Below are 24725 nucleotides of genomic sequence, written 5' to 3'. Positions count from 1 at the left end.
ATTATTGATAATATATTAATATACAATAATATCTTCATCAATTTTCACACGGCTCCACTAATATATCTACCACTTCTTAGATTTGTCCCAAAAAGAGATGGCAAATCAAGAAAGAAAGCAATTTATGTACGAGTGTTTGGTTGAATGTGCCAAAAAGAAGGAGACCATTACTTATAAAGAACTTGCTCGTAATGCGGGGTATGCATACAATCGTGAAAAAAGGAAGTATGAACCTGCCTATTTAAAAGAACTCACTGATATCGGCGAGGAAGAATTTGAGGCAGGGCGACCCCTATTAAATGTATTGGTTAAAGTCGGCGATTTTCCTGGGCCGGGCTTTGCGCGATGGTATGTAAAGAAATTTTCTTTCTTAACTTTTGAAGTCATTCACTCAAATACAACGTTATACGAGCGCTTATGTAAGGAATGCTTTGCATTTTGGGAGAGAACTGCTCCCTCCGTCTAAAACTACTTCATAATAATTATTCTCACCATTATTTTCTAGGACGTAAAAGATAACTGGCAAATACCACGCATAACGTGTTGAATTACTAGCACGTTTGAAGAAAAAATTTGCGCGAATTTGTAAAACGGTTTATATTACGTGAATGTTAACGTATACCTATATTTCACCATATGATTTCTTCCAGTAGCGATTTGTTAGCAAAACCCTTTTTACGATGGGCCGGAGGGAAAACTTGGCTTATTAAGCATTTGATAAAAGTAAAGGAAAGTAGCTTTAATAATTATTTTGAACCATTTTTAGGTGGTGCAGCCACTTATTTTTATTTGCAACCTAACGGTCATGCATACTTATCCGATTTAAACAGCGACCTCATTGAAACATATCAAGCAGTCAAGAAAGATGCACGTGCTGTAATTCGTGTTTTGGAAACGTTTGCTAATACAGAAGAGGATTATTATAAGATTCGTGAAAGGGAATATAAATCTTCCGTAAAAAGAGCAGCCAAATTCATATACTTAAATCAAACATCTTTTAATGGTATTTATAGGGTTAACCTCAAAGGAGTTTATAATGTGCCTTACGGGTTTAGGAAAAAAGGTTTTCTTGATAGAGAGAACTTATTAAATGTTCAAAGCTCCCTAAAAAACGCCTCAATTGAAACGAGTGACTTTTTCAACATTTCAAAGCAGATAAAACGTTGTGATTTAGTATTTCTTGACCCCCCGTACACTGTGTCCCATAACAATAATGGATTTATTAAATACAATGAAAAAATTTTTTCGCTTGATGATCAAATTCGTTTAAGCCAATTGATTGACATAATAAAGCGAAAAGGCGCCTATTATATTCTCACTAATGCTGCGCATGCAACCATTGATAATATTTTTGAAAAAGGTGATAAGAAGTTAATTCTGAATAGAGCCAGTTTAATCGGAGGCGTTAATTCAAAAAGAGGTCAAACGAATGAATTTGTTTTCACTAATACCGTTCTATAATGACTGAAGAGTTGCAAATTAAATTAATGAGTAGGCTTTTGTCGGGGAATGATATTGGGAAGGAGTTAAAATTAAGGAGATCGGATTTTTATAATGAAAGTCACCCCAATAACTCTACAGTACTAGAGGAGAAAATTTTAGCTGGATGGCATATTAAGGCTGAATTAAAAACTGTGACCAAAATATACAAACCTAAGCCATCTGATATAGCTTTTGAGGATAAGGTTTGGTCGCTTTTTGCGATGCTAGGCTTTAATCTGATGAATAAAGACAGGCATTTTCATCTTCCATACGATAAAAAGAATACCTCTTTAACGCAACAAATCGATGTCTTTGCTAAAGACGATGAAACCGTTTTGATAGTTGAATGTAGATCCTCAAACAAAGATAAGATAGGTGACTTCAAGAAGGAACTAGAAGCAATGAAAAGTAAGAAGCAGGGTTTAATTAATACTATTTGTGCATTGTTTCCTGCAAAGAAACCAAAGTTTAAGTATGTTCTTGCGACCAGCAGATTGGGACTCTCTGAAATTGATGAATCTAGGTTGAAGAATATTGACGGTGTACATTTTTCAGAAGAGGTTATCGACTACTACTACGATTTACACTCTCAGATTGGGATTGCAGCAAGGTATCAGTTGCTCGGAACGTTATTCTCAGGGCAAGAGATTCCTGATATGGACAATAGGATTCCTGCAATTGAAGGGAAAATGGGAGGGCATACATATTACTCCTTTTCAATTGAGCCAGATAAGCTTTTGAAGATCGGATTTGTGTTGCATAGAAATAAAGCGAACGAGAATATGATGCCAACATACCAACGACTAATTAAGAAAGGAAGGCTCAAAGAAATTCATTCATTTATAGAAGATAAAAAAGGGTATTTCCCCAATTCGATTATTATTAATATAGTAACTGAGAAGAATAAGAGATTAGTTTTTCAGCCTAGTAATACTCAAGTTGAGAACGCAATATCAAGAGTCGGTATTTTGTACTTGCCGAAGAAATATAAAACCGCATTTATCATTGATGGACAACATCGCCTTTACGGATATGCTAACTCTCAATATAAGTTTACGAATTCTATTCCAGTTGTAGCGTTAGTCAATATTGACAGGTCAGAGCAGGTTAGGTTGTTTATGCAGATAAACGAAAACCAAAAGGCAGTGTCAAAGGATCTTAGAAACACACTAGACGCAGATTTACTTTGGGATTCTGACAGCTATCTTGAGCAAATGAAGGCTCTGAAATCAAAGATTGCTATTAATCTTGGAGAAAATCGGGCTTCTCCCTTTTTTGGAAAGATTTCAATAGGGGAAGATAAACGAATTATCACGACTGAGCACATCAATTTGGCATTGAATAGATCAGATTTTCTAGGGAAAGTAAAGAAAAATGAAATTGAAACGCTTGGTACTTTTTATACCGGTGATATCGAGAAGACGTATAAAAACTTGTCTGATTTTCTTATTCGATGTTTCGGTTATATAAAGGCTAGTTTGGAAGACTTATGGGAACAAGAGGGAAATATCATAGTTATCAATAAAGGGTTTTATGGCATTACATTATTGTTAAATGATTTAGTGAATCACTTGCAGAAACAAGGAAGACTGGAAGAGCTAAGATCGCCCAAAAGTATTTTTGAGGAGTTAACAACATATTTAGATACATTAATTCATTTCTTTAAAGATCTTGATGAACAAAAATCGACTGAGCTCAAAACCTCCTATGGTACTCCCGGAGATGCAAAGTATTGGCGAACGTTACAAGTTGCTATGAGAACGGATCATCCGGATATTGAATATAAGGGGTTGGATGAATACCTCATGAAAGAGGAGAAGGAGAATAATGAGGCAGCGTTTCGGCTAATAAGAGAGATTGAAAGCGAATTTTTAAAAAACAGGATTCGCGAAAAACTTGAAGCTGAATTTGGTAAGCTTTGGTTCAAAAAGGGGCTTCCCGAAAAAGTGTATTCAGATGCCATCAGTATAGCAGCAAAGAAGAATCTGGAAATTGAGGATGATGAGGATGAAAAGGAGCCTTGGGATCAACTGCATTTGATCAATTATCGTGAAATAATCCTAAAGAACTGGCAGAGACTTTTTGATGGAATGTATGCGAAACCAGGTGTAGGAGGTAATAAGGATGCAAAAACTTCATGGTTGGTGCAGTTAAATAGAATACGTAATGAAAATTCACATACGTATTATGTTACTAATGATGAACTTTCTTTTATTGAGGAAATACATGATTGGTTGTCAAAGCCGGTTACGTGAGAACAGAGCGATGAATTTATTATCCCTGATTTCTCCCAGCCTGTTTCCTGTTTGTTACGCGGTGGAATAGAATTCATGCTCCGCGCATGTTTTTACTTTCTGTATTGGCAAGTAAGGACTTTCTTTATTTGCATGTACTTTTCTTTGTTTACTAACGTAATGCCTATCAGGCATCACTTCCAGAGGATTCTCTAATTTTTCCCCTGATTTATTTTTTACCTCCCCAGGTTGGCCGCCGCCGCATATATAGCAGAATTCGGTTCACAAAGCAATTTTACAAAGAGCTTTATCAAAAAGTATGGCCTCAGCCCCAACCGGAAGATGCCGCCCCATGAATAGAGCGGCATCTTCCGGTTTTCATTTTCCGATGACATTAGAGCAGATGCTCTTGTGCGGCCTGATAAACGGTTCTGATCACTGGTTGAAAGCCCAGGCTTCTGGCAAGTGAACTATCGGAATGGAGATACCAGGGGTTAACCAAAGGTTCTGACGATGACTCCATTGTGTTGCCCGTAAGCCGCAATAACTCGTAGAGCGATGTAGGGGCTTCATCGGCTATGTTCACAGTGCGGCTGTCCATAACGCCATTCAACGCCATGCTGATAGCGCTGTAGATATCGCGGTGGTGAATGGTGCTCATTCTCATGGCGGGGTGAAACTTTGCAGCGGCCACATGCTGAGGTAATGCTTCAAGATGCCCGTCGCCATCTCCGTACACAAATGGGAACCGGAGAATTGACCAGTTAAGCCCGCTCCCCCGCAGTTCATTTTCTGCCGCAACCTTACTGGCCGGATAGGCATGCTGGGGGGTAACTTCATCTTCCTCACGGCCGGGATGCGGATTATTTACGCTATAGACATGACTGGTACTGGCAAAAATGAAACGTGCATCAGGTGCATGTGTTTTCGCTGCGGCTATCAGGTTACGGGTTCCCTCCAGGTTACTCTTCCAGATCAGATCTGTATCGGGTGACCGGAATACGGCTGCTAAATGAATGATCGCTGAAACACCCTTCGCTGCCTGGGCTAGTGAGACAGGGGCGAACAGATCGCCTTCCACAACCATTGTTCCGGCCGGGGCTTCTTTTTTGCCACGCATCAGTGCGCGGCAATCAAAACCAGCATTGATAAGTCGTGGCAACAGGCGCGTGCCAACCAGGCCGGTCCCGCCGGTTACCAATATTGCTCCTTTTTGTTCTTTCATTTTTTTGAATTTTATCTTGAACAAAAGTCGGAGCTGCCCTTTTAAACAAGCCGGATAAATAGCATTAGTTCCCTGACAAATCCTTAGAAAATTGGGCAATTGTTTGCCCCGTGATTTTTTTAAAAAGGCGGGAAAAGTATTCCGGATCGTTAAAACCTAACCCGTAAGCCAGTTCTTTGATCGATGTTCTTTCGGCATAGCTGATACGTCGCCTTGCTTCCAGGATCAGCCGCTTGTTGATGAACTCTTTTGGTGAAAGCCCGGAATAGTGTTTGACGATCTGATATAACCCATTGGTATTAACACCCAATTGCCGGGCGATCCTGCTGATACTGTAATGGTTCGTCAGGTGATGTTCTACGAATGCCTTAAAGGCCATAAACTTAGAAAGTTTACCGTCCGGGGGATTTTGGTGAGCCATGAAATAAGCCATATTGATCTCAGTAAGCAAGCTGTTCAGATGCGCGAGGATCAGATCAGGTTCAGTATGCCAATATTTTAACAGATCAAGCAGGATAGCGAAAATGGCTTTCACCCTTAGTGCTGCAGATGGTTCAAAATTCACTTTCTGATTATTTAGCGGATCGATCAGAAAAGGATATTGCTTTGGTAACAGGGATAAACAGCTTTCATCAAAGCCGATTTTCAAAAAATTGGCGCCTTGCTCCATTACTGGCTGATCATGGACCTGGTGTGGCATCACAAATATCAACTCGTTGTCGCCTGCTTCATACTGCTGCAAATCTATGTTGTGCCCACTACGTCCAACCAGCATAAACAGGAAAAGGTAGTACGGCGTGTGCCGCGGAGCATCGTAGTCAGCTGCCTCCAATGGTGACAGGTGGCCGAACTCAGGAGAAACGATCCGGATCGGAAGTTTGTCGTTTTGCCTGAGTTTGTAAAGAAAGGAGGTACTGTTCCGCATATTCAGCAAATTTAAAGGATATATTGTTAAGCACGCAGGGACTTTTGTATCGGGAAGTAACGGCTACCAGTAAACGAAAACCTGACCATGGATTTATTTAGAAATTAAATTGCTGCAGGTCCTTTCCAACAATAATAACCCCCGTAAAAGTATTGCGCACTGCATCAATCCAAACCTGGCTGTTTAGCGATTTGTCATCAGGAGGAACAAAGTGATTTAGAATAAGCGTTTTTACATTCGCTGCTTTAGCTATACGGCCAGCATCTTCTGCTGATGTATGATGCGATTTGATGCTCGCAATTAATTTAGTAGCATTGGGGCGTCTCTTGGCCATTTCATCAACAGCAGGACCATACATCACTTCATGAATAAGATAGTCGGCCCCGGAAGCAAAAGTTGCTAACGCCGGATGATAGGCTGTATCTCCCGAAAAAACAATGATCTTTTTGCCGAGTTTAAATTTGAATGCATAACTGGCATCAATAGGAGGGTGTATGTTTTTTATAGCACTGATTTCAAAATCCGGGTGTGCTATCTGTATGCCTTCTGCAATCTCATGGGCTATTACAAGATTTCTTATGTCTGGCCGTCCTTCGTCTTTAATTCTTGCGTCAATATCAAAGCGGTTCGATTCCCAATAAGCGTTCAGCAAAGGACGTATACCAGCAGGTGCGTAAACATTTATTGGTTCGGCTAACCCTGCTATCCAGGCATTGTATAATAACGGGCCAAGGTCAAGATAGTGGTCGGAATGGAGATGTGTAATGAAAATATATTTCAACGTTGACAAATTGATACTGGCTTCTTTCAGTTTAAATGTTGTGCCATACCCAGTATCAATGACAAAGGGGATGTTTTTATATACAGTAAGGTTAGCGGAAGGGGTTTGCATATAAGAGCGAATGAAAGGGCCGCCGTGAGTGCCCAATAGAACCAGCCGGTCACCCTCTGCATTGGACAATCTTTTCTCGTTTAACTCCGATGGCAATGGTATATTGAACCCTGCCGCTCCGGCGAGCAGAAATGAATTGCGAATAAATTCTTTGCGGCTTGTAGACATATAGAAGATTTTTTTATGAGGCAGACAAAGCAATTCTAAATCCAACACATTCCGAATCCAATAATTGCTATTCAATTTGTCCAGACTCTTGTTTTTGGATGTATATCGTCACAGGGGAAATTCGACAATCTAAATTAGTCATAAATGTAGAAATACTTTGGGTTTAAAGCGGGAGCAAGTTCCCCTGTTTTTGCTCCAGTTCTTGTGAGCACAGCTGTGGTGGATAACTGTACCAACAGCGTAATGGACGGATTGGCGATTGAGGGCCACAGTGGTATTATTAGAGGCCAGGTGTCTCCAATGTATTTTTTTGAATGTAGGTATTTGAAAGCAATGATTTCCACTTTCTATATAGGGGAGTAATATCGCTTCCCCTTAACTGTTTTTTTGTTATCTTTAGCCCTATGGTAGCGGGTTTCACTCGTTCATAGTATGAGTTTGTTTACCCCTCCACCCGGCGCTTATCTGCACCTGTGTCCTGTCAGTTTACTCCCGCAGCATTACCCGTTTCCTCACTATTTCAGGGATCAACAGTAACCGAAAATATTATGACCGGCTAACCATTTCCGAAAATATGTCAGATATTAGCTACTATATTCAAAAAAAGCACATGTTATTTACTACAGATAAACAAACACTGGAAGATCTGAATATCTTCGGTAAACATGGCGGAGATTCCATTTTCAACATTTTCAATCGCTGCTCTACAAGAGGGGGCACGGCGATTTTGGAAGAAATGTTCCGGTATCCGCTTTCCGATAGTGAGGCTATTAACAAACGCAGTGGTATTATCCAGTCATTTGCGGCTTTGAATATCCCGTTCCCTTTTAATAGCGCAGACTTTGATCTGATTACCCCATATCTTGCCAACACCGATGAACGCTCCAAACTGTCAATGCAGGAAAATTCACTGGCGCGGAAGCTGACGAATATGGTGGCTATGAACGTTGATACACACCTGATCTATAAGGGTGTGGAAGCTCTGGTGGATCTGATGAGGAATGCACGGGAATTTATAAAGGAACTGGGTACGAGCAGTTTTTATAAAACGGAAAAGGAAGAAATGCTCGTAATTCTTGACAATCCTGCCTTCACTGTAATTCATCAGAGCACAGGAAAGCTGTCGCACGCACAGATCGCAGAGTTTGATGTAATCCTGCGTTTTAGACACAGGACCCTGGTTGAAAAGCTGTTGAGACTTATTTTTTATCTGGATGTATACCTGTCGATTGCAAAAGTGGCGAATGAGCGGAATTTTGTTTTTCCAAAAGCCTTGCCCGGAGGCCAGCAAGATCTGCTGAAACTGGAAGGAGTGTACCATCCCCAGGTAAAAAACGCGGTGCCAAACACGATCAATATCACCACAGATAGTAATGTAATCTTTCTTACCGGCGCTAACATGGCGGGTAAATCCACTTTCATGAAATCACTCAGCATTGCCATGTTTCTGGCGCATGCGGGGTTCCCTGTAGCGGCAAAGAAGATGGAATTTACCGTACTTGATGGTGTTTACACGACCATCAATCTGCCGGACAATCTGGGTATGGGAGCCAGCCACTTCTATGCGGAAGTATTACGGGTAAAAAAGATGGCCCATGAGCTGAGTACGAAGAAAGATCTGTTTATTGTTTTTGATGAACTGTTTCGCGGAACGAATGTAAAGGATGCATATGAGGCCACGATTGCTATTACAACTGCCTTCGCAAAAAAGAAGAAGAGTATTTTCGTTATCTCAACGCATATTATTGAGGCTGGTGAAGTGCTGAAAGAAAAATGCCCTAACATCAATTTTGTTTACCTGCCTACCCGAATGGTCGGCCATCATCCCGAATATACCTATACATTGGAACAAGGTATTACCGGCGACAGACATGGAATGGTGATCATCAACAACGAAGGAATATTGGATATTTTGAAAAAGGGGAAAAAGAAACTACAAAAAACTGCAGCACATGAGTTTCATAACGGATAAGCAAACATTGGACGATCTGAATATAACAGGAAAGTTTAGCCATCAATCGTTATTCAGCCTCTTTAATGGTACGCAAACAAGGGGCGGGGAAAAGCTGTTGGATACGATGTTTAATCATCCACTATCTGATCCTGCTGCTATTAACAGCCGTAGCCAGGTGTTTCAATATTTTCACGAGAGAAAACTATTGTTTCCGTTTAACAAACCGGTATTTCAGGTAGCAGAAGCATACCTGGCCGGAGGAACCGGAAGTTCGTTTCTGATGGTTGCCGGGGAGCTTTTGAGAAAGAAGGCACTGCATATGGCGGTGAAGGATGAACAGTATGGCCTTTTGGAGAACGGACTCCTCGCAACTATTGAGATATTAAACACCTTACAGGATTTTCTGCAAAAAACAAATGACTATCCTTTAACAGGGCAATTTGAGGCCATCAGGAGCATCTTCAGTGATCCCCGGATGAAATGGCTGCGGGAGGCGCGGAACAATCAGCAATATGGCCTGTTCCAGCTGGCGCGGTATGATCACCTCATCCGCCATGTACTTCGGGAGGAAATGGAAAACATACTTGATTTCATTTATCACCTGGACGTTTATATAGCGGTAAGTAATGTAGCCCGTGCCCGGAACTTCTCTTATGCACAGGCCCTTCCAAAGGAGAAGAATATTTTCCGGACCACTGCATTAAGCCATCCGGCTCTGGAAAAAGCGGTGACTAATCCGCTTAGCTTGCAGGAAGATCAGAACGTTCTTTTTCTGACAGGTGCGAATATGGCCGGTAAATCCACTTTTATGAAGTCGCTGGGTATAGCCGTTTACCTTGCCCATATGGGATTTCCCGTAGCTGCAAAGGACATGTTGTTTTCCGTAAGGGACGGGCTCTATACATCGATCAATGTACCGGACAATCTAAACCTCGGTTACAGCCATTTTTATGCAGAAGTGCTGCGGGTAAAGAAAGTAGCAGAGGAAGTAGCTAAAGGTAATGACCTGGTGGTCATTTTTGACGAGCTTTTTAAAGGCACCAACGTAAAAGATGCTTATGATGCAACGCTGGCAGTTACTAAAGAATTTTCTACATATCGTAACAGTTTTTTTGTTATTTCAACCCATATTATTGAAGTTGGCGACAGCCTGAAGGAAGATTGCGACAACCTGCAGTTTTCTTACCTCCCAACAATAATGGAGGGAAGCGTGCCACGGTATCCATATACACTCACGGCGGGGATTACCAACGACCGTCATGGCATGGTGATCATTGAGAATGAAAAGATATTGGAAATGATAGAAGAATAAGGCTTTTTTCGGGAATTCAATATAATGCAGCCGTAACTATGTATATTTCAAGGCAAAAGAGCGATTTTTGCATCTTGATAAGTTAGGGCTAATATCAACAACGGTTTTATGTCAATTATTGAACTTGACAATGACACCATATTAAATTTTAAAAGTGGGGATGAATCGGCTTTTACCGTCGTTTACAATCATTTTTACAATAATATTTTCTCATTCTGCAAGTATCTCCTGCCTACTATCGAGGATGCAAGGGACATGACAGCACAGCTTTTTATCCTGTTGTGGGAAAAAAAAGAAACGCTGGATTCCTACAAAAATCTTCGCGCCTTCCTCTTTTTAAATGCGCGGAACAAGTGCTTTAATTTTTTGCGGGACCAAAAGGCCCGGTCCGCAATTGATCAGCAGATCAGCGATTTTACCGCCTCTGAACAAACGTCCATCCTCTTTTCTGAAATTGAATCTGAATTAATCACCCGGATCCGGGAAGAAGTAGAAAAGCTGCCGGACTATTATAAGAATATTCTAAACCTATCTTATTACCAGGGATATAATAACCAGGAAATCGCCGACATGCTCCAAATAAGTGAAAAAACAGTCCGCAACGCCAAGTCCATTGCAATAAAGTCGGTCAGAATGATTTTCCTGAGCAGGACCACACCAATGGGCTTTACCTTAAGCCTCTATTATTTTTTTTAACCGTTCGGGACAAACAGGACCCTTTGCGGGTTATATATACGCAAGGGGGAATTAAAGCCAACTAATTCAGTCCACTGTCCTGTTTTACACTTTTCAACTATTGGTTTTATGAACGAAATATCGAAAGTTATTTCCGATCTGATTGCCAAGCATCTTAATGATGAATTGAACGATCAGGAAAAACAGGAATTGGACAAATGGGTTCAGCAATCTGAAGACCACCAGCGTTTCTTCCGGCAATTTACGGACGAAAAGGCCCTGGCTTCAACATTAACGGAATATGAGACAAGTAAGGAGATCGTTTATAGTAAAATAAAAGAAGCGGTTTCGTTTAACGGGCAGGCCAATAAAAAAATTATAAACATCAGGTGGTTTAACCTGCGAAGATTTACCGCTGTTGCTGCTTCATTGTTAATACTGGTGGGAGCGTTTGTCTGGTGGAATATACATGAAAAGAGTAGCAGGATCGCTGAAACTACAGTGACGCAAACAATACGCAGCAGCCAACCGGCATCTCAGGGTGCTGTATTAAAGCTTGCTGACGGAAAGGAAATTGTCCTGGACGATACTATGGATGGCGCTGTGGCAAAACAGGGAAACACCCGGATAACAAAGCAGGGAGGACTGCTTTCCTATGCCGGTAATAATGCTGCAGATAGCGTTCTTTACAATACTTTATCAACACCCAAAGGTAAGATCTATCAGCTTTTATTACCCGATAGTTCAAAGGCCTGGTTGAATGCGGCAAGTTCTATCCGCTTCCCTACGGCATTTAACGGGCCGAAGCGGAGTGTTGAAGTAACCGGAGAAGTGTATTTCGAGGTAAAGAAAGATGCGGAAATGCCCTTTCATGTAACAGTCAGCCAACGCGCTACAATAGATGTACTGGGTACGAGTTTTAATATCAATGCCTATGCTAACGAGAAAATACTTCGCACAACATTGTTGACAGGAAGCGTCAGGATACAGATACCGGAACAGGAGGGGCATGGAAATGGTGTAGTACTGAAACCCGGCCAGCAGGCGCAAATAAAGCAGGTACACGTTGTACAATCCATCACAGTTGTTCATAATGCCAATATCAAAAACGTGATGGGGTGGAAAGACGGTTATTTCAACCTTGACGATCTCACACTGGAGGAATTAATGCGTGAGGTAGAACGTTGGTATGATGTAGAAGTCGTTTTCGAAAAAGGAATTCCTGTCAAGACTTTTTTTGGAAAAGTGAGCAGGAACCTCTCGTTACTTGATTTTATGGATGGTTTGAAAGATTGGGGAGTTCGTTTCAAACTGGAAGGAAGAAATCTAACTATTACAGGAGTTCAATAAGCATTTCAACAGGCTTTTTATAAGCCGCAACCAAAAATCAAAACAGTGCTGACATGAGATTAACAGCGTTATTAATTGCTGTTCTTCTCCTGGTTCACCTATCTGCTATGTCCCAGACTATCACGTTCTCGGGTAAGGACATTGCCATGAAAGAAGTGTTCCAGGTGATCGAAGAACAGACAGGTCATGTGATCTCCGGCGACAGGAGCATCCTCACTTCTTCAAAGCCGGTTTCCCTATCCGTTGAGAAGCTTCCGGTAGAACAGTTCCTCAACCTTGTATTTAAGGACCAGGGTATTACTTATCGCCTCCGCGGAAAAAATATCTTTCTTTCGCGTAAGGCACTGCCGCCCAGTCAAACGGCCGTGGCGGCTGTTGTTCAGCCGGCGATTGTTACGGGCACAGTCCGTTCCCGTTCAGGTGAATTGCTGGCGGGTGTATCAATCCGGGTGAAAGGAACGCAATCAGGCACTACCACTGATGCACAAGGATCCTTTCGGCTCAGCATCGAACGGAGTACCATCCTGCAAATTTCCAGCATCGGTTATGAAACCCTTGAAGTAGGCGTACGTGAAACGGCGAACGGTTACGTGGTCTCTGCCGTTAAAGCAGAGATGAATGATAACGTAAAAGCAGGTTCTGGTAAAGTGATCAATATTGAGCTTGTGCTGGAAACGAGCAACAGCCAGATGAACCAGGTGATCGTTAATGGTTATTCCAATATCAATAAGAACAATTTTACCGGTTCAGCTGTCACGATCAAACGGGAAGAGCTCTTGAAAGTAGCGCCGAATAACATACTGCGAAGTCTTCAGATCTTTGATCCTTCTTTCAAAGTACTGGATAATAACAGCCTGGGTTCTGATCCCAACAACATCAACCCGGTTTATATTCGCGGCCGTTCCGGCATTGGCGATGTTACACTTCCGGATGATGGCGCAGCCCTTTCTCCCACTCAGTTACGCAACGATCCTAACCTGCCCACCTTTATCCTGGATGGCTACGAGGTACCAGTGCAAAGGATCTTTGATCTGGACCCCACCCGCGTGGAAACCATCACCATTCTCAAGGATGCGGCTTCAACAGCCATCTATGGATCGCGGGCGGCCAATGGTGTGGTAGTGATAGAAACCGTAAAACCGGTGAGCGGGAAATTGCGGGTGAACTACTCATTGAACGGAAGCATTACAGCACCTGACCTTTCAGGTTATCACCTGCTGAACGCAAGGGAAAAGCTGGAATTGGAAAGGATCGCAGGTTTATTTGAACGCCGCGATAATGAAAACCCTGACCAGGCGATGAGACGTGAGCAAAACTACTACGGTAAACTTGCAGAGATCAACCGCGGCGTGGAAACAGACTGGCTATCGCAACCTTTGCGCACCGGCCTGAATCAACGGCATAATCTCCTGATAGAAGGCGGCTCCAAAGAGTTTGTCTTCGGTGCAGACATGAATTTCGCCCGTACACAGGGCGTAATGAAGGGTTCTGAACGGAACAACAATTCCATTGGCTTCTCCATTTCCTACAGGAAGAACAACCTGATGTTCAGGAATTACATCCAGTGGAATAATATTCAGTCCCAGGAATCTCCGTTCGGTTCCTTTTCAACATATGCAGAACAGAATCCCTACGAAGTTTTCCGGGACGAGGAAGGCAACTACAAAAAGCTGTTGACGGACTGGGGGCATCCGGGTAGCATTGGGAATCCACTATATGATGCGCATCTTAAAAGCTATAACCGGAAGAAGCACAACGATTTTTCCAACAACTTCAATCTCCGGTGGACGATAGCGGACGGTTTGCGGCTGGATACCCGGCTTTCCGTAATGCTGCAGAACAGCCAACAGCAGGATTTTAAAGATCCGGCATCTTCACAGTTTGACAGAATGGAATTCACAAAAAGGGGAACGAAAAGCATACTGGATGATGAGATGCTTACCTGGGATTTCAATGCCCTGCTTTTGTATGGCAAGGGCTATGGCAAACACTACCTCAACACAACCCTGGGTGCCAATGCCAACCAGAAGGATATGACACGGTCTGGTTATGCCGTTCAGGGATTTCTCACTGGCAACACAGACGATATTAATTTCGCTGCCGAAATCCTGAACAAGCCAACGGGTGATAATGAGAAATCCCGGCTGCTCGGCTTCCTGGCCTCAGCTAACTATAGCTATGACAATATCTATCTGCTTGATTTTTCTGGTCGCTATGACGGCGCTTCGCAATTTGGCGCTAATGCGCGTTTTGCACCTTTTTGGTCCCTGGGCGCTGGTATCAACATTCATAACTATAAGAGCATACAGAAAAAATATCCCTGGCTGACCAACTTTAAAGTGCGTTCCAACTATGGACAGGTTGGCAAAGCCGGATTTTCACAAAGTGTATCCAAAAGTACTTACAGCTATAATTTTGAAGACTGGTATGCTTTCGGTATTGGTGCTAATATAATTACACTCGCTAATCCGAACCTGGAATGGGAAAAGACTACGATGTTCGATGCCGGTTTTGATCTCACTATTTTTAGCAAGCTGAGCGTAACATTGAATTATTACCATAAGAAAACAGTAGACCTGATCGGGGATATTACATTGCCTTTTTCCACAGGTTTCAAGTCGTATAAAAGCAACCTGGGCGAAATACTGAATGAGGGCTACGAGATCAGCGCGCGGTACCAGGTGCTGACCACCAAAAACATTAGCCTGAACGTGTATGCTACCACAGCGCACAACAGTAATAAATTTCTAAAGATCGGGGATGCGTTGAAAGACTATAACAAACGCGTGGAAGAATACTATAGAGGGCACACTGTGGTGAACAAACCCCTGAATAAATACTATGAAGGTGCATCTCAAACCGCTATCTACGCCATGCAGTCGCTGGGTATCAATCCGGCGGATGGGAGGGAGGTATTCCTGGATCAGAATGGAGAAGTAACCTATACCTGGAACCAGAGCCAGCATATGGTTGTAGGTGATTCTGAACCGGATTGGAGAGGGGCGTTCGGGTTTAACTTAAGTTATAGATCATTCTTCATTTTTACCGGGTTCCTGTATGAATATGGGGGTGACATGTACAACAATACGCTCGTAAGCAAAGTGGAAAATGCCAATATTTATAAGAATGTAGACAGTCGTGTATTTACAGATCGCTGGCAGAAACCCGGAGATATCACGCTTTTAAAAGATGTGCGCTTATGGAACAATGCTACACAGGTAACGTCACGTTTTGTGCAACGCAATAATTATATGGAAATCAATTCCGTGACGATTGGCTACGATCTTCCCAGGCATATCCTCAACAGGTGGAAGGTAAATACCTGCAGAGTGCAGGTGACCAGTAATGAACTGGGACGTATATCAAGCATCGATACGGAGCGGGGAACTGAATTTCCCTACGCAAGAACCATCAACCTCACTTTAAACCTGGGTTTTTAAATGAAAAAGTTCTTAATGACACAAAAGAGCCGCCTGGTAGTATTGGCTGGCATCATGATCCTGTTCTCCGGTTGTGTGAAGAACTGGCTTGAGCTGGAACCAAAGTCCGAGGTATCTGCCGATGTGCTTTTCGAAACACCTGAAGGCTTTTCAATAGCGCTCAATGGTATCTATACCAATCTATCTTCCGGTACTTTATATGGTGGCGAGCTTACACATGGTTTCGTGGATGTATTAGCCCGTTGCTACGACCTGAAGAACACCCTATACGACCAGTTGAAAAATTACGACTATGTATCTGCAGGTATGGACCAACGCATCAATTCCATCTGGGCGCTTGCATATAGCACTATCGCCAATTGCAACGGGTTGCTCAACGAGATGAATAAAAAGGGGCCGCAGTTTTTTAAAGCGCATGAGCGGGCCAGGCTGGAGGGAGAAATACTTTCTATCCGTGCAATGTTGCACTTCGACCTGCTTCGTCTATATGCGCCTGCACCTGTAGTGCAGGATGCTGCTGCCATTCCCTATTATACAACACTCACCCATGTGCCTATGCCGGAAAAGCGCACCAGTGAAATATTGCAGCTGATCATTGCTGATCTTACACGCAGCAAAGAGCTGCAAAAACCTTTTGATTCCCGTGTGGCTGCCAAAGAAGATTTTCATAGGTACCGCTACCGGTTTGGCGAAGATCAAACATTTTTTGGTACAGGAAAACGGGGCTTCCGCATGGGGTATTATGCTACTGCTGCACTCCTGGCACGTGTTGCTATATATGTAGGCAATAATCAGCTTGCTTACGCTAATGCCATGGAAGTGATCAATGATAAAAGGGAGAACAATGAATCGACCATTTTATTTACACCAGCTACCATCATTGACGTAGGTGAGTACGACCGGCTCCTGTCTGATGATATTCTTTTTTCGCTGTACCGGATAAAGTTTGAAGAAGGCTTCAACAAAGTCACCTTTTTATTGCCTAATACTTCCCAGATCTTCGGCAGCGACCTGAACTCCGATTATAGAAAAAAATGTTACCTCACTACTAACGGAAGGCAGCTGTTGAAGTTTGACATGGAGCAGGAGCGGGAAGGTGAAATTACTTCCGCAATTCCTATGATCAGGCTTAGTGAATTATATCATATTGCCGCCGAAACGTTGTACGATACTGATCCTGACGGCGCCCTGGCGCTGTTAAATACCCTCCGTGCGAAGCGGGGTTGTACTGTCCCGCTTTCTTCTATTGCTTCCAAATCAGCGTTCGAGGATGTAATTATCAACGATGCCCGCAGGGAGTTCGTGGGGGAAGGTAAATTGTTTTTCCTCTATAAACGGCTGAACAAAACCGTATTGGACGAAACGGGAGGTAACCAAACACTGACGGGCAAATTTGTATTGCCGGTAACTGAAAGATAGCTGTTAATAAAAAACAACGATACATGAAACGTTTATATGCCGTAATCATATTATGCTACTGGTTAATGAGCTGCAGCAAGGATGCGGTAGACGAATATGGTGAGATGAGTTATGTTTATCTGGCCAACGACAGTGCAAGCATCAACGAGGTGCACCCCATTGAATATTCCTTTGCCTTCCATCCGGGAGTAGACAAGGATACTGTGGCGGTGCTGGTAAAGCTGATAGGCAAACTGAGTGATCAGGACAGGCCGGTCACCCTTACGATAGATGCAACGCAAACTACAGCCTTAACGAGCGACTACCAATTGCCTGCTCCGATGATATTGCGTGCAGGGCGTGCCCTGGATACCATTGCCCTGGTGCTTCACAAGTCTGATCGCCTGAAGGCGGAGAAATTCAAGATCAGGCTCATGCTTCATTCAAATGAGCATTTCCGGCTCGGACCTCCCGCCAACCGGTATATCGACATTACTTTTTCTGACATGATCGCCCGTCCGGGATGGTGGAACAATGTTATTGAAACTAATTTCCTGGGCCGGTATTCCAACGCCAAATATCGTCTTTTCATTGAGGCTACGGGCATCGCGGATATGACTGGCCTGTCTGAAACCGAGCAAAGAGCCTATGCGATCATCTTCCGTGATTTTCTCGCCCGCGGCCGTGAAAACGGAGAAATATATGAAGATGAAAATGGTATGATCAATGTTTCGCCTAATTTATTCTGACACCATGAAACAAGCAAAACTATATAGCCTCATTGCCCTGCTGTTCTTACTGGCTTCCTGTTATAAGGACAAGGGCAACTATACTTATGATGAGCTCAACAAAGTAACGATCGTAATTGAAGGCGGTGGCTTTTTAAGTCCCAGGGCCAGCGATACGTTGCACATCCGGCCACAGCTCATTTATCGTGGAGACACGGTGCTGGCCAGCGCGCTTACGGAAACTTTTTCGTATACCTGGTATTGTAACAACGAGCAGATAAGCACAGGGCCGGTGCTGGATTATCCCGTACGCAACCTGACCGGCCTGCGGCCCTATGTTAAGCTGAAAGTAGTCAACAAAAAAGATGAATCTACTTTCCTGGAAGGATTTTACGTAGATGCTATTCCGGCATACCTCACAGGCTGGGTTGTATTAACAAAAAAAAATAACCGCGGTATCATATCTTTTATTGACCCGGTCACTTTTGAAGTGACGGCCGACTTTTATACAACGATCTCCGGAAAGGAGCTCGGTCCTGATGTGGTGGAAGTTAAAGAACATTGGATGGCTGGTTCCGGACTGAGCAATCCGGGAAATATCCTCATTGTAAGAAACGATGCTGCGGGTAATATAGAACTGAACGGCATCAATCTGGGACCTCTTTATAACACCAATAATTTCTTTCTTGGAAATACACTGCCTCCCGATTTTCGCCCCCGGTCAGAGTTTTATATGTGGGATTACAGCATGATGCTTGACGATAACGGGAACATATATACGCGGAAGCATGCGAACAGTGCGTTTTCCCAATCCGGTGTATATCCCAATAAACCAATGTTCATACCGGGTGGTGTGAAATTCGACAAAGGCTGGACCGGTACTTATTTAAGCGGGCAGACCATCCTGTACGACAAAACAAAAGGCCAGCTTTTCCTGGGCTCGGACCGGGGGCTTGTACTACCGGTTAACTATATGCCCGGACCTCCTATACCTCCAGGCACTACCCTCATCAACGCTATGGATAAAGAAATGGTGTACGTGGGAAAATTACAGCAGGGGCGGTTCACATCTTCTTACTACCTGGTGTTCTTTGATGGCAACAAACACTTTGTGCAAAAGATCATGGTGATGGATAACTTTTATACGATTCAGGCGCTGTTCTTTTCCGAGAGGGCCTTCGGTGAAGGCACTGCCAACGCGAAAAGTGTTTTCTGCCAGTTACCCCGTATTGACAATTATCTCTTTTATTCAGGAGGTAGCGGAGATAAAACCCTTTACCTGTATGAACAAGGGCCGGCAAGAAGCTCGGAGTATTTCTCCTTTGATTCTCCCATAAAAACCATTACTGCCAGCCAGAATCAGGTGCTGGGTGTCAACACCCATGATCAACTGATGGTAGGGCTGGAAAACGGTGATGTGTATATTCTTGGGATATTGTCTGATCAGATTGCCAACCCTTCCCGCCGCTTAATAAAAAAGATCATGCTGGGCCAGGGAGTGCCTGTAAGCAGCATGTACAAAATGGGATTTGGCTATACTCAAATGTAAACGAAATATGAAACAACCAATTATAAAAGCTGAACAGCTCTCGCATCGTTATACCGCTCAATGGGCTATCCGTGATATCGATTTTGAAATACCTGTTAAAGGTATCTACGGGTTGTTAGGGTCCAACGGATCAGGCAAGTCTACCATGATGAACATTTTATGTGGTGTGCTGAAACCCACTAAAGGAGATGTTTTTATCAATGGGGTCAATATTCGTACAGATGCAATTACTGCCAAAAGTTTAATGGGATTCCTTCCTCAAAAACCTCCTCTGCATATAGACCTCACTGTTGACGAATATCTCGCACACTGTGCGGGACTAAGATTGATACCACGCAAAGAGCAGGCGCATGCAGTGAACAAGGTACTTGACCAATGTGGTATCACCCATTTCAGGAAAAGACTGATACGAAATTTATCGGGAGGTTATCAGCAGCGGGTAGGTATTGCACAGGCTATTATTCATAATCCTGAACTGGTTGTATTGGATGAGCCCACCAATGGCCTTGATCCCAACCAGATCGTTGAGATCCGGAACCTTATTAAAGAAATAGCGCAGGAAAGAACGGTGATCCTGTCCACTCACATGCTTTCCGAAGTACAGGCAGCCTGCAATTACATCCTGATGCTGGCGGAAGGTCGCGTGGTTTTCTCCGGCAGTGTGGAAGAGTTTGATCGTTATGCAGCGCCCGGTACTATTGTGCTCACCATGCTCGAGCCAAGGGGAGCGGAGGAATTAAAACGGCTGTCTAATGTGGTGGATGTAGAATCACTTGGTGTGGCCCGGTACCGGGTGAAAGTAGACAGCGTGGATGATATGCTGGAAACGATCATCGGCCAGAGCGTTCAGCATGGCTGGCGCCTCAAGGAGATCAACGCAGAGAAAAATTCAATGGATACCATTTTTGCTGAATTGTCTAAAAAACAGTCCCGGTCCTGAACATAGAAAATAAAATAATGAAACAAATTATAAGAATCGCCCGTACTGAACTGCAGCTGCTTTTTTATTCGCCCATCGCGTGGCTTATCCTTATTGTGTTCACCATCCAGGCCAGCCTCGTTTTCTGCGGTGTCCTGGGAGGTTTCGTCAATTTTAAGGAAATGGGATACAACTTAAATGCGGTTACGCTTAACTTATATACCGATCCCCAGCAAGGATTTTATGCAAGGTTGCTCGGATACCTCTACTTCTATATACCGTTGCTTACCATGGGCATGATGAGCCGTGAGCTGAGCAGCGGCTCCATCAAGCTGCTTTATTCTTCGCCGATCAGCGATGCCCAGATCATTTTCGGAAAATTTATGTCCATTGCAGTCTATGCGCTGCTGATGACCGGTATTGTGTTCCTGTTTACTCTATACGGAGCCTTTGTGGTGGACCAATTCGACTTCCCTGCTACCTTAACCGGCCTGTTAGGTATTTTTCTGCTGATCTGTGCTTATGGTGCTGTGGGACTTTTTATGTCCAGTCTCACCTCATATCAGGTGGTTGCCGCCATGGGGACTTTTGCCGTCTTTGCTGTGTTGAATTACACCAGCCAGTTATGGCAGGATGTACCCTTTGTTCGTGATATTATGTTCTGGTTGTCCATCAGCGGCAGAACAAATGAATTCATTGGGGGCATCATTAGTAGTGAAGATCTGATTTATTTCATCGCGGTTATCGGCCTGTTCCTGGGACTGTGCATTTTCCGGTTCCGTGCTGTACGCCAGAAAACCAGGCAGTCTGTTTCCCTGGGTCGTTACTTGTTAGTGATCGGGAGTGCGGTAGTGATTGGCTACCTGAGCTCGCGCCCCGCATTGATGTATTTTTATGATGCTACCAGAACAAAATTGCGCACACTTACCAAGGCTAGCCAGGATATTGTCAGTAAAGCAGAGGGTGGTTTGACGATCACCACTTATGCGAATGCGTTAGACGAAGACCGTTGGCTATGGATGGGTATGCCCAGGGCAGAACTGGATGATATGCGCCGGTTCAGAGAGTATTTCCGGTTCAAACCGGAGATTAAAATGAACTACGTGCACTATTATGCCAAAGGCAAAAATGAAAAGTCATTGGATCAGCGATATCCCACATTAAATGACGGAGCGCGGATGGGAAAGGTTGCCCAGGCCTATGGTGTGGATTCGGCATTGTTTTTACCGGTGAACGAAATCGGAAGCATAAAGGAAACATTGGCCGGCGAGGAGTTCAGGTATGTAAAGGTACTGAAGCGTGATAACGGACAGCAATCCGTATTGCGTGTTTTTAATGATGCCATGGGCTTTCCTTCTGAAGCAGAAATAAGCGCCGCTATTAAACGACTGGTTACTACTTTGCCAAAAGTAGCGTTTGTGGAAGGGCATGGTGAGCGTGACTGCATCAAAGAAGGAGATCGCGACTATAACAAATTTGCCAGAGAGAATACTTTCCGGCACTCCCTCATCAACCAGGGCTTCGACTTCGAGCAACTCTCTCTTGATAAAGAAGTGCCGGCGCATATAAGTATCATGGTGATTGCGGATGTGAAAACAGCCATGCCGGAATCCCATCTGCAGCACCTGAAACAATATGTTGCCAGGGGAGGGAACCTGCTTATAGCGGCTGAACCCAAACGGCAAGGCACCATGAACGTTATCACAGAACTTTTTGGCGTACGATTGATGGAAGGCAGGCTGGTAAAACCCAGCAGAGACTACCAGGCTGACCTGATATTAACCCGTCCAACAAAAGAGGCGGGTGATCTCTCTGGTGCTTTTGGCTCCGTTCACCGCAACAAGCAGGTTGTGGTGATGCCATCAGTAGTTGGCCTCCGGTACAATGAGGCCGCTGCTAAGGGATATAAGGTTACACCTTTGTTCGTAACTGACTCTGCAGGTGCCTGGAATGAACTGGAAACGGTTGATTTTGTAGATGACAGTGTGGCCTTCAACCTGGAGGCCGGCGAAACAGCTGCCGCTGATTTGGCCACTGCTATTGCACTCAGCCGCAAGGTTAACGGAAAGGAACAAAAAGTGATCATCCTGGGTGATGCGGATTGTATTAGCAATGGTGAGCTCGGCCATACGCGCAAGGATATTATGTCAGCCAATTTCATGCTGATCGCAGGATCCTTCAACTGGCTATCCAACTACGAGGCTCCTGTGGATGTAAGCCGTCCGCCATTTACTGATAATAACATTCATATAGGGAAAACAGGTTTCAAGATCTCTAAAATAGCTTTCACAGGTGTTTTACCTACGCTGATGGTGCTTGGTTACCTGCTAATATGGTTTAGGCGAAGAAGACAATAAACTCAAGCCATTAATAAAGGAAACGAAGGGCTAACGATTACTGGCCATAAAGCAGGGAGAATTCCCTGCTTTATGCTTTTTTATAATACGATAATTTCTCAGATCACAAAGCTTCAGGGGTTAATTGATTAAAACAGGCAATACCACTTCAGGGAAACTTAACTTGATAATTATAATTTTATTTCTTTATCTTGTACTCAAACCATTTAACCATTACAATCAAAATTTCTTGCCGGGAAATTCCTCTACTAATGAAAAGGCGCTACTGATGCGTGTTGCAGAAGGCAATGAAAATGCCTTTGCAGTTTTGTTTAATAACTACTACAACCAGCTTGGAGATTTCATTATTCGTATAGCAGAATCCGAAGACATTGCCCAGGAGATCGTTCAGGATGTATTCCTGAAAATATGGATCAACCGCCAGGCATTGGCCCAGGTTGATAGTTTCAAAGCCTATCTCTTCACAGTGGCCAGAAACCATGCATTTAACTGCCTCAAACAAACTGCCCGGCTAAGGAACCGCCAGAAAGCCTACGAATATTATGAACTTCAGACTACATCCCATTATGAAGAGCCGGCATCAGCCGATGTGCTCCAGCTTGTTGAAAAGGCGGTGGAACTACTCCCTCCCAGGCAAAGAAGCGTTTTCCTGTTAAGCCGGAAAGAAGGTATATCTCACGAGCTCATTGCCAGAAAGCTCAATATCTCCCACGAAACCGTCAAAAAGCATATGGTATTGGCGCTGAGGTTCTTAAGAGATCATCTCCGTACCAATCTCCGCTCTTTGATCCTTATTATTTCTTTGTTATTCCGCAATTAGAAAAATTTTTTCGAATTTCATTACCTCTTTTGCATAATCCTGTTGTCTTACGGTCAACAGGAGCAATCATTCTTTTCTTCACTGAATAATATATATGCATAAAGCTAGACTGGCTTATCTGTTGAGTATTTATTTTAATAAAACTGCTACAACCGCGGAAGTAGATGAATTGATGGAAGCGGTTGAGGACAGCAGGCATGATGAGGCTCTTAAAAGCCTGCTAGCCGAATTATGGGAGCAGCACCAGGGTGATCATCAGCCGATCAGTGAAGAAAAGGGAAAGGAAACGTTAATAGCTATTCTGCAACAAGGGAGGGTCCTAAAGCCAGCACGCGGAAATAGGCGTTGGTGGCCTGCAGCCGCTGCCGCAGCAGTGTTTGCGTTATTCGTCGGAAGTTATTATTGGATGAGTGATCAGATGCCGGTGAATGAGGATGTCGAAGAACAGTCTGCTTCCTATGTGATCAAGCCCGGCGGGAATAAAGCCATATTAACACTGGCGGACGGTTCCCATATTGAACTGGACTCCTCACGGGAGGGCAAACTGACAACTCAGGGAGGTGCGCTGGTCGTCAACAATCGTTCATCCATACTGGCATATGGTGCCAATAAAAACGGCACAGGTGAGTTGGTATATAATACATTGTCCACACCACGGGGCGGACAATATTGCCTGGTACTGTCTGACGGCACCAGGGTATGGCTCAATGCCAATTCCAGCATCCGCTTCCCGGCCACTTTTAATGGCGATACAAGAAGCGTAAGCATTACAGGCGAAGCATATTTTGAGGTAGCAAAAAATAAAACAAAACCATTTCTCGTAACTGCAAAAGAAGCAACGATTTCAGTATTGGGTACCCATTTCAATATCATGGCCTATGAAGATGAAAACATGATGACCACTACCTTGCTTGAGGGAGCGGTAAAGGTATCCAAAGGAGACAGATTTAAAATATTGAAGCCTGGGGTACAGGCACAGATCTTTCATGACGAAACAATAAAAACCCAAATTGTTGATGTGGATGAGGAAATGGCCTGGAAGAACGGCTGGTTTAACTTCAATTCATGGGACATTCAGCGCATTATGCGGCAGATATCCCGATGGTACGATATAGACGTAGTATATGAAGGGAAGGTGCCAACAGGGCATTATTCCGGGATTGTAAGCCGGGAAAACAATATCTCTCAGGTATTGCAGATCATGAAGGCTGGTGGTGTTGACTTTAAGATAGAGGACCGCAAGATCATAGTGTCCGAAGGCCATTAGTAAAGTTTAGTTCAAAGGGGACGATCCCCT

Annotated in this window: 18 protein-coding genes; 15 read left to right on the top strand and 3 right to left on the bottom strand. The window is 43.7% G+C overall.

Annotation, left to right across the window (positions count from 1 at the left end; all coding sequences use genetic code 11):
* The first annotated feature begins 97 nt into the window (after positions 1–97).
* The 3 genes from AAHN97_RS20390 (at position 98) to AAHN97_RS20380 (ending at position 3737) form a co-directional block, all read left to right on the top strand.
* A complete protein-coding gene (locus AAHN97_RS20390; RefSeq protein ID WP_343303932.1) occupies positions 98–466 on the top strand; it encodes a hypothetical protein in 369 nt (122 codons plus the stop codon).
* 170 nt (positions 467–636) lie between these two features.
* Entirely contained in the window at positions 637–1461 is an 825-nt protein-coding gene (locus AAHN97_RS20385) for a DNA adenine methylase (protein WP_343303931.1), read from the top strand.
* Positions 1461–3737 (top strand): DGQHR domain-containing protein, encoded by a 2277-nt coding sequence (locus tag AAHN97_RS20380; protein ID WP_343303930.1) that lies wholly within the window; start codon positions 1461–1463, stop codon positions 3735–3737. Before AAHN97_RS20385 ends, AAHN97_RS20380 begins: the two co-directional genes overlap by 1 nt.
* A gap of 373 nt (positions 3738–4110) precedes the next feature.
* Here the strand turns inward: AAHN97_RS20380 and AAHN97_RS20375 are convergent, their stop codons facing one another.
* The 3 genes from AAHN97_RS20375 to AAHN97_RS20365 form a co-directional block, all read right to left on the bottom strand.
* Positions 4111–4917 (bottom strand): NAD-dependent epimerase/dehydratase family protein, encoded by an 807-nt coding sequence (locus AAHN97_RS20375; RefSeq protein WP_343303929.1) that lies wholly within the window; start codon positions 4915–4917, stop codon positions 4111–4113.
* A gap of 88 nt (positions 4918–5005) precedes the next feature.
* On the bottom strand, positions 5006–5866 hold the full coding sequence (locus AAHN97_RS20370; RefSeq protein ID WP_343303928.1) for an AraC family transcriptional regulator: 861 nt from the start codon (positions 5864–5866) through the stop codon (positions 5006–5008).
* A gap of 97 nt (positions 5867–5963) precedes the next feature.
* Positions 5964–6926 (bottom strand): MBL fold metallo-hydrolase, encoded by a 963-nt coding sequence (locus AAHN97_RS20365; RefSeq protein ID WP_343303927.1) that lies wholly within the window; start codon positions 6924–6926, stop codon positions 5964–5966.
* Positions 6927–7536: 610 nt separating this feature from the next.
* Between AAHN97_RS20365 and AAHN97_RS20360 the strand changes: the two genes are divergently transcribed.
* The 12 genes from AAHN97_RS20360 (at position 7537) to AAHN97_RS20305 (ending at position 24695) form a co-directional block, all read left to right on the top strand.
* The gene (locus tag AAHN97_RS20360; protein WP_343303926.1) at positions 7537–8898 is read left to right on the top strand and encodes a MutS-related protein; all 1362 of its coding nucleotides are present in this window, start codon (positions 7537–7539) and stop codon (positions 8896–8898) included.
* Positions 8879–10192, top strand: a complete 1314-nt coding sequence (locus AAHN97_RS20355) for a MutS-related protein (RefSeq protein WP_343303925.1) — start codon at positions 8879–8881, stop codon at positions 10190–10192. Before AAHN97_RS20360 ends, AAHN97_RS20355 begins: the two co-directional genes overlap by 20 nt.
* Before the next feature lie 108 nt (positions 10193–10300).
* Positions 10301–10888 carry an RNA polymerase sigma factor gene (locus tag AAHN97_RS20350; RefSeq protein ID WP_343303923.1) on the top strand — a complete coding sequence of 196 codons (588 nt, stop codon included), beginning with the start codon at positions 10301–10303 and terminating at the stop codon, positions 10886–10888.
* A 108-nt stretch (positions 10889–10996) separates the two neighbouring features.
* Positions 10997–12217 (top strand): FecR family protein, encoded by a 1221-nt coding sequence (locus tag AAHN97_RS20345; RefSeq protein WP_343303922.1) that lies wholly within the window; start codon positions 10997–10999, stop codon positions 12215–12217.
* A gap of 53 nt (positions 12218–12270) precedes the next feature.
* Positions 12271–15657 carry a SusC/RagA family TonB-linked outer membrane protein gene (locus tag AAHN97_RS20340; protein ID WP_343303921.1) on the top strand — a complete coding sequence of 1129 codons (3387 nt, stop codon included), beginning with the start codon at positions 12271–12273 and terminating at the stop codon, positions 15655–15657.
* Complete coding sequence (locus tag AAHN97_RS20335) at positions 15658–17076, top strand: RagB/SusD family nutrient uptake outer membrane protein (protein ID WP_343303920.1); 1419 nt, start codon at positions 15658–15660, stop codon at positions 17074–17076.
* A gap of 23 nt (positions 17077–17099) precedes the next feature.
* Complete coding sequence (locus tag AAHN97_RS20330) at positions 17100–17804, top strand: DUF4843 domain-containing protein (protein ID WP_343303919.1); 705 nt, start codon at positions 17100–17102, stop codon at positions 17802–17804.
* A 4-nt stretch (positions 17805–17808) separates the two neighbouring features.
* Entirely contained in the window at positions 17809–19332 is a 1524-nt protein-coding gene (locus tag AAHN97_RS20325) for a PKD-like family lipoprotein (protein WP_343303918.1), read from the top strand.
* Between the two features lie 7 nt (positions 19333–19339).
* A complete protein-coding gene (locus tag AAHN97_RS20320) occupies positions 19340–20272 on the top strand; it encodes an ABC transporter ATP-binding protein (protein ID WP_343303917.1) in 933 nt (310 codons plus the stop codon).
* Between the two features lie 17 nt (positions 20273–20289).
* Positions 20290–22608, top strand: a complete 2319-nt coding sequence (locus AAHN97_RS20315; RefSeq protein WP_343303916.1) for a Gldg family protein — start codon at positions 20290–20292, stop codon at positions 22606–22608.
* Between the two features lie 268 nt (positions 22609–22876).
* Entirely contained in the window at positions 22877–23428 is a 552-nt protein-coding gene (locus AAHN97_RS20310) for an RNA polymerase sigma-70 factor (protein WP_343303915.1), read from the top strand.
* Between the two features lie 94 nt (positions 23429–23522).
* Positions 23523–24695, top strand: a complete 1173-nt coding sequence (locus AAHN97_RS20305; RefSeq protein WP_343303914.1) for a FecR family protein — start codon at positions 23523–23525, stop codon at positions 24693–24695.
* Positions 24696–24725 lie beyond the last annotated feature (30 nt).

It is taken from the genome of Chitinophaga niabensis (assembly GCF_039545795.1).
GTDB lineage: Bacteria > Bacteroidota > Bacteroidia > Chitinophagales > Chitinophagaceae > Chitinophaga > Chitinophaga niabensis_B.
This window is presented reverse-complemented; position numbering and strand designations above follow the sequence as displayed.